Origin of the sequence: Chthonomonas sp., assembly GCF_035294165.1 — a bacterium.
GTDB lineage: Bacteria > Armatimonadota > Chthonomonadetes > Chthonomonadales > Chthonomonadaceae > Chthonomonas.
This window is the reverse complement of record NZ_DATGLN010000107.1, coordinates 1-11,461: the sequence shown is the minus strand read 5'-3', so window position 1 is coordinate 11,461 and position 11,461 is coordinate 1. Positions and strand designations below refer to the sequence as shown.

The window sequence follows — 11,461 nt, the reverse complement described above, 5'->3', positions numbered from 1 at the left end:
AAGCAGGATAATGTGAGTGGGGCGGAGAATTACGGTTACAATAACGCCAACATGTTGGTAAGCCGGAATGGGAGTGGTTACGTCAACGATTTAGACGGGAACACGCTCAGTGGTGGAGGGCGCAGCAATGTGTGGGACAGCGAGAACCGATTGGTCTCCTGCAACTACACGGCGCCCAACGGTGTGGCCTACAGCAGCCAGTTCACCTATGGGGCAGACGGTCTAAGGCGTAGGAGCGTAGTAACGAGCAATGGGGTGACGAATATAGTGGATACGGTGTATGATGCGAGCATGCCTGTAGAGGAGGTGGGGTATGCACAGGGTACGAACACGCCTTATGTTTCTGCCATGTACCTAATAGGCCCTCGTGGTCCGGAGTATCGTCGGGATGTGGTGCACCAGAGTGTGAGTTGGTACGTGTACGATGGTTTGGGGAGTGTAGTTGAGGAGGTAGACCCCAGTGGCAATATAACCGCAGCCAGGAAGTACGATGTGTATGGTTTAGTGCGAAGTGGTCAGTTAGGGAGCAGCAGTCAGAAGTATGTGGGGAGTTTGGGGCATGAGAGCGATACGAACACGGGTTTAATTTACATGAGGGCACGTTACATGGACCCTGTGTTAGGCAGGTTTCTCAGTGAAGACCCTGGTAGGGATGGCATAAATTGGTGCATATATTGTCGTGATAACCCCATATCTTTTACAGATTATACAGGTTTAGGTCCAGGAACGCTGATAGCTGTTGAAGATGGCTTACAGTACGAACTATCACAAGGTGCGGAGGCGCTCTACGCAGAAAATTATGCAGTAAGAAAACTTGTTTGTGTTGTAATGAGATATCTTCTCCAAGAGCTAGTAGCGATGGCACAGTTTGGCGTACAAGGAACGATGACATATCATGTTCTTGTAGGCACAATGCTGGTTACAGCAATACTAGGCAAAGATCCTTCTGGAACCGCCTGGTGTTATCATGTACAAATCGAAAACAATGGAACAAGATTCTATGGCTTGTTTTCTTCCAAAGATGGCAATTTTTATAACTTAGATTGTAAATCCATAGACCCTGATTTTTGGCGAAGTATGGTAGCATTTACAGAAACCCTTGAACCTGAAGGGGACTAGGGGAATATGGAACCGTCAATGAGAGAGGAACCTGCACGGCGATTTGAAGAGGAAGTGGAACGAACGCTTCAGCTTCTGATGCCTGTTCTCCAGCCGCTTCTGACCAACCTCAATATGGACTTCCGCGTGTATATCGCGCGTGATGAAGTACCCTTCTATATGTCAATGCTGGTTATTAACAACTACGATGCAGTCTTGCCTTTGGTGAACGACAATCGTGTTGATTGCACCCTAGAAGAGGTTACGCGGTTCTTGCAGACCTATCTGAGCAAAGCCCTGCTTCAACGACAGGGAGGTGTTCCCAAGGGGGTTCTCACTTTTCCGAAGGTAGCTCCATCGGTTCGTGTAGGGCAAGCGGGTTCCTCCGAAACCGAAACGCTTCTAGGTTGTGTCGCAACCATAGTAGCCGTGTCGCCGGATGCACAGGTAGGAAGCGCTGTCAGGCCTGCCTTTTGGCACAATCCAGCATGGGTGTTGAACCTGCTTGAACTGATGTGTCATGACTTGCGTGACCCTGTCATTTGGGCAGTCGGTTGGTATGATGGTGTTGGGGTCGCCTTTCTATCGTCCTCTCCCTACCTGGCGGGTTCTCCCGTCGTTCCTACTCCACATACGGGTGGCAGGCCTCAAGAGCGCGTACCTGTGATCCTACGGTTAGAAACACCGGCTCAGCTGCTCACAGAGAGGGGTTTGCTGCTTCTTCCTCATGATATTCGTCGAGGAGATAGCGGGGCGAAGTTGCTGATCTTTGAACGGGCGGAGGAGCCGATAGAACTCTACACGCTATGGCGAGAGGGAGGGCTATCATGTCTTTTTGGAATGGAGAAGCAGCTTCATTTAAACCTACTATTTGCCAAGGAGGAGCCGGTTCTACCGGTATTTTCGGGTCTATTAGCTCCCTATCGGAAAGGGCTTGAGGATCATATCGTGGTGTTCAGCAAACATGTGGGTGCGGAAGAAGTGTTGAAGCGATTGGCCTCTCTCCTGCGTCTGCCCTATCTATCTTGGGACTGTACAGAGAAGGAGTTTGGTCTGTGGTTAATTAGGCATGAGCTACCGCCAGAGCTGAACCGTCAGCTAGGTATGGCGTAGTGAAGGGCGCTGCTGGAACGACTATTTCAGAGCGGATGGATTAAGGCGTCGGAGTGTGGTGGTGAGTAATGGGGTGACGAATGTAACGGACACGGTCTATGATGCGAGCATGCCAGTGGAGGAGGTGGGGTATGCACAGGGTACGAACACGCCTTATGTTTCTGCCATGTACCTAATAGGCCCTCGTGGTCCGGAGTATCGTCGGGATGTGGTGCATCAGAGTGTGAGTTGGTATGTGTACGATGGGCTGGAGAGTCTCGAAACCTACTTACTAGCAATAACTGATCTAATAGGGATGGCGGCATACATGTTTGGAACCTTTGGCGCATTGGATGCTTGTAGCTATTGAAATTCTCATGGGGGAAGCGAAGGGTATGACAGAGTATAACCGAGATTGGCTTTGCTGCATTATCCTAGGCCTACTTACGACTTATTATCTGCATAAGAAGATATCTGAGCAGGACAAAAAGATAGCACGTGGAGAGAAAGTTAACAAAACCATTGGAAACTTGCAGGCTATATTCCCAATGATTTTGGCAGCTCTGTTATGTTTTCGCTTTCATGGTATAAATTATCTCAACCTCATAGGTTTTTTTACGGGAGAGGCATTATATGAAGCTATAAGCGCTACGAGCCAAAAAAGGCAAAGGACTACCTTAGGTACGCCGAGTAGTAAGCTATTGCTAAGACCAAGCCACAAGAATGCCGGAAGAATGAGCAAAATCAGCCAGGTTTTGTTAAGGGGCGGCTCACGACCGGAGCGTTCGCACACCTTATTACGTCCCATAGACAGCAATGAAAAGGATGTATTCACTTTACACGAGATATGCGAGGCGCGTCTACAAAATATCCACCCCGAGAAACAGGATTAAAGGCGCAATCGGTACTAGTTTTGGTATGGTGGGACAATCCTACCACTTTTTTCGACGGAAATGGAAAAGGTTTTGAGCTCGTCTCAAGCCTGACCACGATAGGGATTTCTGGACTTCTGGGAGCCATTTCGAGTGGACTGGCCGATCTGGTTTTTCAAGACTAGACAAAAGATGGTCAAATAGACTGGCTTGAAGTGGCAGCAGTAGCTGTCTGAGGTCTTGCCTTTATGGGTATTGGAGGGGGCGATCTAGCTATACTCGTGCTTGAGAGCAGATGCGCGCTTTTTGTTTACAATTTCTGCCGGAGGCGCTCTATTCCCTAGCCACAGATATTGGTTATGGGAAGTAGGATAGGATTGGCTTGGTCAAGGGTGCTATTTCCGTTAGGGCGGTATGTGAAAAGACTTGTCCAAGAGTCCGGTCATCCAAAACGGAGTCTGTTACGTGGAAATACCGAGGAAATTCTCTCAAGGGAAGACGATCAATGGGTATTATTGCGCAGCGGGGACAGGTCGCAACGAAGAGAGAAAACCCAGGAAGAGCGATAGGTTGAAGCGGCTCAAGTCACTGCAGAGCCTGGCGACGGGAGTGTCCATCGCGTCTTAGTCGTTGCCCTGGAAAGAACCGCAACTGCGGCAGGAAGCTCAAAAGAATACAGACTTTTTGGCTAAGGAACTTTTCCTTGTCCACTTACGTTAATAGAGATTGTACAGAGCGCCCTCGGGAGCCCTTCCGAGAAGTGTTCTGTGCAGCGCATGTCCTCCTTTTCGATTGTGAAGACCGTCGTGTTTGATGGCGCCTGTGCTGCAGTTGTAGCACAGGCTTATTTTTTTGCCTTCAGCAACTCGATAAACTCTTCCAATGCCTCTTGCCAAGGCGGTAAGTCGTCACGACCCTGCAGTTCAAGCACATAACGGCGCAATACGGAGTAGGCCGGGCGGTGGGTTGGCGAGGGCCACTGCTCCGCGGGAATAGGATGAAGGGTTACATGCGAGATGCCGGCCAACTCCAACGTTTTCTGTGCGAACTCGAACCAGCTGCACTCCCCTTTACACGCGATATGGTAGGTGCCATAAAGAGGGCTATCCAACAGCTTGATAAGGGCACGTGAGAGGGCAAGCGTGGAGGTAGGGCTGCCGCGCTGGTCAACCACAACGGGCAGTTCGTTGCGTTTTTGGGCTAATTCGAGAATGGTGCCAGGAAAGTTTTTCCCGTGAACGCCGAAGAGCCACTGGGTGCGCACAATGTAGTGACGACGGCAGAGCTTTTGCACGGCCTGTTCACCGGCAAGCTTGGAGGCGCCGTAGTGGTTGATGGGGTTGGGGGTGTCGAACTCGGTGTAGGGGGTGGTTTTGCGGCCGTCGAACACAAAGTCGGTGCTGATGTAGACCAAGGGGATATCTTGTTCCGCACAGGCGGCCGCCACGTGCCAGGTGCCCAATGCGTTGATTTGGAACGCTCGGTCGGGGTCACGTTCACAGCCATCTACATGGGTGTAGGCGGCCGTGTGGATGAGCATCTCCGGCTTGTGCTGTCGCAGCGTCGCCCGTGTGGCGGCAAAGTCGAGGATATCGAGGGTTACATCGCTTTCGGTATTCTCTCTTTGCGAAGAGCGAATGACCTCATGGCCGCTCTGCTCGAGCAGGCAACACAGGTCTGTACCCAGCATTCCATTGGCACCGGTAACCAGAATGCGCATGCGCTTCCTCCTTTACCTTTGAAGGATAAGATAGCCTAAAAGGCCCCCTTTGGTATGCCCGTCGAAGGCGAAAAGAATTAACACGAGTAGAAACCACAGCAGAATGGTGATCTGCAGAGGCCGATCCTGCAAAAGCACCTCATCCGGTGCGCCTCCCCATCCCTTTCGATAGACCAGGTAGAGATAACGGAAAAGCCCATAGAGGACGATAGGCACGGTTGCCCAGAGATGGGGATGGGAGCGAGCCGACGGCGATTCGACGGCGTAGACGGAGTAGGAGATGAGGGTCATGGCGACCACAAGGCCGATGAGCTGATCGAGAAGAGGCAGACTGTACTCCTCGAGGATAGGCCGATGTTTGCCTGCATCGGGGCCGAGCGTAGCGATCTCTTGCCGCCGTTTACCGAAACCGAGGAAAAGCGCCAATTCTAGCGTGCAGAGCAGCAGCCACGGAGAGATGCCCACTTGAATGGCGAACCCACCACCGGCGGTTCGCAAAAGGAAGCCTGCTGCCAGAGCAAACACATCGAGTAGCACGATCTGCTTAAGGAAAAGCCCATAGGCCACCTGTAACAGAATATAGGCCACAATTGCGATACCGAACCGAAGATTGATGATGAAAGCCGCGATGCTACCTAATGCTTCTAAGCAGAAAACGGCCGTCCAAGCCAGCGGAATAGGAAGCGCTCCAGAGGCAATGGGGCGATGCCGCTTTTGAGGATGGAGTCGGTCGCGCTCGGCGTCAAAGATGTCGTTAAATAGATAGACACCGCCCGTGGTGATGCAGAAAATAAGAAAGGCGAGAAGGGCGCGTAGGAAGAGGGAGGCCTTGAACAGGTCTCCGGCAAACACGAGAGCCGCGAACACGAACAGATTTTTGGTTGCTTGCTTTGGGCGAGTGGCCTCAAGGAGCGCACGAAGCGTGCGTCTCACAGAACGATCGGTTTTCGGTAGCGGTTCCGGCAAAGAAGAAGCCTTTGTTTCCATAAAAGACCGTTAGCCTCGTAACAGAGAGCGTTGTATCTTTTGTACGATATCCGTCGTCGAATGCCCGTCCACCAGCGGTATGGTCACCACCTTACCACCAAAACGGCGCACCACGGCCGCCTCCGGAATAGTTTCCGGGTTGTAGTCTCCGCCTTTTACATGGATATGAGGGCGCAACTGTTCTAGAAGCGCTTCTGGGGTCGGCTCGTCAAACAGGGTTACATAGTCTACGCAAGCAAGAGCGGCCAGAATTTCCGCGCGCTCCTCTTGGGGCACGATGGGGCGATTGGGACCTTTGAGACGGCGGGTGCAGGCATCGGTATTGACCCCCACCACAAGCAGATCGCCAAGCTGTTTGGCGGCCTGTAGATAGCGCACATGCCCGATGTGGAGAATGTCGAAAACGCCGTTTGTGGTAACAAGGGTTTTCCCCTCGTTACGAAAAGCAGAGAGAGTTTCGGCAAGGCGATGGTAGTCTGGAATGAACTGCCCCATGGTTAGAGGTCTGCTCCTAAGTAGGGGCCGTAGAATCGGCTAATGAAGTCTTGGTAGTCGGGACGGGAGACGATTGGGCGCCACCAGTTTTCGTTCTCGATGTACCATCGAATGGTCTGCTGTAGCGCTTCGCGGAAGGAATGAGAGGGGCGCCATCCGAGGGAACGAATTTTATCGGTGCTGAGGCTATAGCGATGGTCATGAGCTTTCCCGCGCGGATCGGGGATGGTGCGAACGAGCGTGTCGGGCTTGCCCAGCGTCTCAAGCAGCACCTGCACGATCTCCTTGTTTGGGTGCTCCTCGTTACAACCGATGTTGTAGACCTCGCCGACACCGCCGTGATGCAGCACAAAGTCTATGCCGCTGCAGTGATCCATCACATAGACCCAATCGCGAACTTGGGAGCCGTCGCCATAGAGAGGCACTTTTTTGTTGTCTATAAGGCGGGTGATGAAGAAAGGCAACAGCTTTTCTGGATACTGATAGGGGCCGAAATTGTTGCCGCAGCGGGTAATCAGCACCGGCGTGCCGTAGGCAATATGGTGTGCCCGTGCTTGCAATTCGCCGCCCGCCTTGCTGGCGGAGTAGGGGGTATTGGGAAGGAGGGGGCTTTCCTCGGTGAAGCAGCCCGTGGCGATCGTGCCGCACACCTCGTCGGTGGAGACATGAACGATGCGCTCTACGTTATGACGACGGGCTGCATCGAGCAACACGAAAACCCCGTAGACATCGGTCTGGATGAAACTGCCGGGATCGAGCAGGGAGCGATCGTTGTGGCTCTCGGCCGCGAAGTTGACAATGTAGTTCACCTGCTCGGCTTCTAGGATACCACGTACAACCGTTTCATCCTGTATTTTTCCTGGATAGAAGCGGAAGCGGCCCTCGTTACATGGGTTTTGTTGGATGTCGGCTAGGGTGGAGAGGTTGCCGGCATAAGTGAGTGCGTCGAGCACCACGACACGATAGTTGGGATGGTGTTGTAGAGTGTATCGGCAGAAGTTACTGCCAATGAAGCCGGCCCCACCGGTTACTAAAACCGTTTTGGTTTCGTTCGTCATGACAGCCTGAACTCCGAGTCGATCTCTTCATGGCGAATCTCGTCTACCGGCTCTTGGCGACCCCAGCCCGCATAGAGGCGATCGGGGAAGTTGAGCACGAAGGCGTCGGTTTCACCAACATTGCGATAGGCGTGTACCACCCCTGGAGGGACCAGCAGAAAAATGGGGTTCTCCTCACCGGCGAGGATAACCTGTTTCACTCGCTCTTTGCCGGGCCGATTTTCCCATAGGGTGATCTCAAAGCGCCCGGAGAGAAACGCGAAGCCGTCGGTCTGATCGCGATGTTCATGAGGGCCTCGTGCAACGCCGGGGTGGGTAAGAGAGATATAGCCCATAACGGGGCGAAACGTTTCGGGCAATTCGTCATCTCGAAACAGCTCAATGAGCCATCCACGTGCATCCGTATGACGTTTCAGTGGGCGAAGGATCACCCCTTCAATATCCATAATGCGCTCCTTATCCAATCGTTTTAAGAGAGATGTGTTCCGTGCACATATTTTAAATTCCATAAAAAACCTGAGACAAGGGAACGGTAGCCAGCATAAGGAATTGTCTCGTCCCCTCAAAGGCGACGGAACCAAGTCGCCCTATCCGCTTGTCCACTCCTCCGCACATTTTTGATGGGTTCGACGTATGCTTCCCCATATGTATCCAGCGCATCATCGCCATTAAGTATCGCTTAGGTCGCGGATTAAGAGCCGACCACAACGGCGAGGGCAAGACATCCCCTTATGCGATGGTCGTTGACAGTTGGACGCTATTATTGTAGCAGCTTGCGGCATCGCTTTGTTGAATGATAGGGGCGTGTTGCTGCATTGACCGAAGGTTTGTTGGGTGCCTATGGCAACCAGATTGCCAAAACGCTGCGCTACTTTCTCCAGAGAAGACGTAACTCCTACTTCCAATGAACCCGAATGGCGACGCCGTCAGGGTCGTTTGGATAGATAAGCAGGAGGGTATCGCCGCTATCCAGCACTTGAACGGGCACCGGATCGCCGTAGAGGTCAATGGCCTTCACCCCGAGCAGAGGACGATTTGGTGTGGCAACGCGGGCTAAACCTTGGGTGCCTGCCGGGCCGGCAACGAGGAAGCCAAGTCGGTTAGGTGCAGTGGACTCGGCGAGCAGCCGTCCATCGGTAAACAGCAGAGCCGGCGTGTTGGTAGAGGGAACAGCGAGAAGCAAAGCGGCGGTATGGGGCGGGATGACGCGGTCTTGGCGCACTTCAAGGGAGGAAGAAAAGAGGTCTAAGGAGCGACCCGGAAGCGTATAGGAGCCGTTGAAGGTGCGGATGGCATAGATTGGGCCGTAGTGGCGAACGAGGGTGTTGTGCTCGGGGAGAGAGAGGCGTGCATGGTGTGCCGCGACTTCGAGGAGTGTCCGCAAAAGAGATGCACTCAGTTCGTTGGCGGCGAAATAGCGAGGGGATAGCCCAACTTGCAAAACGATCCCGTTATTGACATGTGCCATCCAGATGGGGCTGGTGCCGTTGCGCAGCAGGTAGAGAGGCTGAAAGGCCGGCCTCTGTGCGCCACTTGGCAAGGAGTAGGAGGTGATGGTGCAATCGTAGGGTGGGTGGAAGCGCGGAAAGAACCGGGTAAGATCGCCCTCTTGGCTGGCCGAGAGCAAGCCCCGCGCATAGTCTGGGGTAGTAGGGCCGGCGGCAATTTGAAGCGGCCCTTCGCAATCTACAAGCAGCTCGATGTGCTGGTTGGTAGGCAGGTGATCGAATTGATAAGTCCATGATGTGTTCGGAGGAGCGATGCGACCTGTGGGAACGATGTCGGAGCCGTGGTTGTAGACCAGGAAGTAGCTCTCTACCTCACTGCCGGCAAGGAAGGCGGCCACAACTTTGTTGCCCACGCGCAGCTCGATGGTGTGCACGAGAGCGGAGCGATTGGAGGTGTCGCCGGGGTTGGTGAAGCGCACGGCCACGCTCCCGTTCTGGCTAAGGTAAGGAGTAAGATTGAGCGTGCGGACAATGCGAGGGTTATCGGCAGGATAGGTGGCTATGGAAGTAAGGGTGTTGGCTTCCTGGGGGGGAGCGACAACGGCGGAAGGGCCAACTTGAAGCCCAAGCCGATGCCACAGGTAGGCGATGGGATTCTCAAAGCCGGTCCGGCGCCACCAGGCATCCGAGATGTCGTTAAAGGCGCTGGAGCCGCCTACCACGATGAGCACGCCCCCGGCCTGTACCCAGTTCGCAAGGGCGTCCATTGTGGCGGAGCCAACGGGTTTTTGAGGATCGCAGGTGAGAATAAGGACTTTATAAGGGGCGAGATAGCCGGGGTCAACCGCTCGCTCTAAAGAAACGAGCGCGCAGGGAATACCCTGCGAGAGGATGGGCAGAGTGAGCGCGTAGAGGTCATCTAAAGCGCCGGCTGTATCGCCCTGATAGGTTATGCCGTCTCCAATGAGTAGGCCGATAGGCGATAGGTTGTCCGATGAGGCCGGGTAGTTGCCGATGGCATTAAGAGCCGACAGGATATTGAGCAGCTCTTGATAGTTAGGCATAGAGGCGATGGGAGAGATTAAGGGATAAAGCGAGAAGGCTTGTGGGGAGGCGCCAAGCAGTGCAGCTACCGTCTGCTGTTCCATCAAGTCGGTGGCCTCGCTTTGCGAAAGCGTGGGGGTGTCGGCAGCCGGCAAGAGCAGAGAAAAACGGGGGGTTGTGTGGAGGCCACGTGTCAGTTCTTGGAGCCACGAGGCGATGAGATAGGCGTTATAAAACGGATCGGGGCGCCTATCGCCTGCAAGCCATATGGGGTGAAGGAGGGTGGTTAAGTTGGGCAGGGTACCGATCTCGTCATAGGGTGCTTTATGGAGAATTTGCCACCAAGGTACGATCTCGTTTTGGAGGAGGGCCGTTAGCGGATCGGGCACCATCAGGAGGCTTTGACGGGAGGAGGTTTTGGACTGTAGCTGTTGTAGAAGTGCCGCATGACAATCGGCATCGAGCTGTGCCATGAGCGATGAGGTGTGGTAGCGTGCGGCGAGATTAGCGGTAGGAGGCTGCCATGGGGCGTGATAGCTTTGTTGCCAGGCGGTTTGAAAAGCCGAAGAGAAGGCGGCATCGGCAAGATAGGGCAGGGCCTGTACCGTGACTCCGTTAAGGGGCTGGGAGGCTAACAGAGAGAGGTTGGGCGTAAGTGCGCTTAGGTTAGAGGCTAGCGGTTCGAGAAGAGGGATATTGTTAAAAAGGATGGGTTTTCCATCGGCTCCCACTTGGGCGGAAGTGGGATGTTGTTGGAAGTAGAGCGGATCGAGATTTGTGGAGAGATAGGAAAAGACGGCGAAATCGCGCGATTTCCAAGCGCTAATGGCGGTGGCCGAAAGGTTGGTTGGCGGCAACTGTACCGCACTTGTCGGCGGTTCGGTTTGCGGTGTCGGTAACCCAATGGTGTCCCAAAGCAGATCGGTGTGGTGATCTTTCCATGGGAACGTTAGAGCCTGTAGGTTGTTTGCAGCAGAGAGCCAGTGAAGTACCCCGATGGGAAGCTGTGAGTTAGGGTCACAAATGGGGTTTTCTTGAAAGACAAACTGTTGAATGGTAAATGAACCTGACTTTGCACCCAGCCGTATGCGCAGCCTGTCGGCGAAAGGCCAGGTGGGTGGAATGCGGCATTGCAGGGTTTGTACGCCGTTCGGCTCGGTTTGAAGCCGGAAAGGCAGCGGTTTGTTGTGCATATCCAGCACGGCAATTCGAGGCAGCGCGGAGTCTGGCGATAGGGTGAGGCTTAGTTTAAAAAGAGCGCCCGCCGTTGCCGGAAAGGCGTAGAGGACATAGCCCTCGCTGGGAACCGTGCGCTCTTGTCCACTCACCGTGCTGCCGATGTTTTTTAGGAGATAGCGGGCTTCAACAACGGTGTTGGGTGTAAAGGTTTTGGGGTAAAAGGTTAGTTCGGCAGAAACGGAGCAGGCCGACAGAAAGCAGATAAAACAGCTTAGGGCTACATACAGGTGCGACTTCATACCCAAATTTTACCCTTATCTGCTGGACGTAAAGCCTTTCGGCCCTATTTGGTTGAATGGGATAGGTCGGAAGCCCATATGGAGAGCGGGAGAACGAGGCAGGAGTTCAAAACCCCGTTTTTCGGGGGCCAGAGGGTCTAAAAAGCCCGGATCGGTGGTCACCAAATTG

General features: G+C 53.7%; 9 protein-coding genes. 3 read left to right on the top strand and 6 right to left on the bottom strand.

Annotated features, from left to right (window positions below):
- The 3 genes from VKV29_RS05445 to VKV29_RS05435 form a co-directional block, all read left to right on the top strand.
- Positions 1–1,119 (top strand): RHS repeat-associated core domain-containing protein (locus VKV29_RS05445; protein WP_324200291.1); only part of this gene is annotated, 1,119 nt, incomplete at its 5' end.
- Between the two features lie 18 nt (positions 1,120–1,137).
- On the top strand, positions 1,138–2,211 hold the full coding sequence (locus VKV29_RS05440) for a hypothetical protein (RefSeq protein ID WP_324200290.1): 1,074 nt from the start codon (positions 1,138–1,140) through the stop codon (positions 2,209–2,211).
- Between the two features lie 311 nt (positions 2,212–2,522).
- Entirely contained in the window at positions 2,523–3,083 is a 561-nt protein-coding gene (locus tag VKV29_RS05435) for a hypothetical protein (protein WP_324200289.1), read from the top strand.
- Between the two features lie 823 nt (positions 3,084–3,906).
- On the opposite strand, the gene rfbD is transcribed toward VKV29_RS05435, so the two are convergent.
- From rfbD to VKV29_RS05405, 6 genes are all read right to left on the bottom strand, one after another.
- Positions 3,907–4,782, bottom strand: coding sequence for a dTDP-4-dehydrorhamnose reductase (rfbD, locus tag VKV29_RS05430; RefSeq protein ID WP_324200288.1), 876 nt, complete (start codon positions 4,780–4,782; stop codon positions 3,907–3,909).
- Positions 4,783–4,794: 12 nt separating this feature from the next.
- Positions 4,795–5,769 (bottom strand): decaprenyl-phosphate phosphoribosyltransferase, encoded by a 975-nt coding sequence (locus VKV29_RS05425; protein ID WP_324200287.1) that lies wholly within the window; start codon positions 5,767–5,769, stop codon positions 4,795–4,797.
- A gap of 9 nt (positions 5,770–5,778) precedes the next feature.
- Complete coding sequence (rfaE2, locus tag VKV29_RS05420) at positions 5,779–6,264, bottom strand: D-glycero-beta-D-manno-heptose 1-phosphate adenylyltransferase (RefSeq protein ID WP_324200286.1); 486 nt, start codon at positions 6,262–6,264, stop codon at positions 5,779–5,781.
- 2 nt (positions 6,265–6,266) lie between these two features.
- A complete protein-coding gene (gene rfbB / locus VKV29_RS05415; RefSeq protein WP_324200285.1) occupies positions 6,267–7,322 on the bottom strand; it encodes a dTDP-glucose 4,6-dehydratase in 1,056 nt (351 codons plus the stop codon).
- Positions 7,319–7,768, bottom strand: coding sequence for a dTDP-4-dehydrorhamnose 3,5-epimerase family protein (locus tag VKV29_RS05410; protein ID WP_324200284.1), 450 nt, complete (start codon positions 7,766–7,768; stop codon positions 7,319–7,321). The genes rfbB and VKV29_RS05410 overlap by 4 nt, the downstream gene beginning before the upstream one ends.
- Positions 7,769–8,217: 449 nt before the next feature.
- Entirely contained in the window at positions 8,218–11,292 is a 3,075-nt protein-coding gene (locus VKV29_RS05405) for a hypothetical protein (protein ID WP_324200283.1), read from the bottom strand.
- Between the last annotated feature and the right edge of the window lie 169 nt (positions 11,293–11,461).

Excerpts from the sequence above, each read along its gene's own strand:
- rfbD (WP_324200288.1), bottom strand. The coding sequence starts at position 4,782 with ATGCGCATTCTGGTTACCGGTGCCAATGGAATGCTGGGTACAGACCTG.
- rfaE2 (WP_324200286.1), bottom strand. The coding sequence starts at position 6,264 with ATGGGGCAGTTCATTCCAGACTACCATCGCCTTGCCGAAACTCTCTCT.
- VKV29_RS05405 (WP_324200283.1), bottom strand. The coding sequence starts at position 11,292 with ATGAAGTCGCACCTGTATGTAGCCCTAAGCTGTTTTATCTGCTTTCTG.
- VKV29_RS05410 (WP_324200284.1), bottom strand. The coding sequence starts at position 7,768 with ATGGATATTGAAGGGGTGATCCTTCGCCCACTGAAACGTCATACGGAT.
- rfbB (WP_324200285.1), bottom strand. The coding sequence starts at position 7,322 with ATGACGAACGAAACCAAAACGGTTTTAGTAACCGGTGGGGCCGGCTTC.
- VKV29_RS05440 (WP_324200290.1), top strand. The coding sequence starts at position 1,138 with ATGAGAGAGGAACCTGCACGGCGATTTGAAGAGGAAGTGGAACGAACG.
- VKV29_RS05425 (WP_324200287.1), bottom strand. The coding sequence starts at position 5,769 with ATGGAAACAAAGGCTTCTTCTTTGCCGGAACCGCTACCGAAAACCGAT.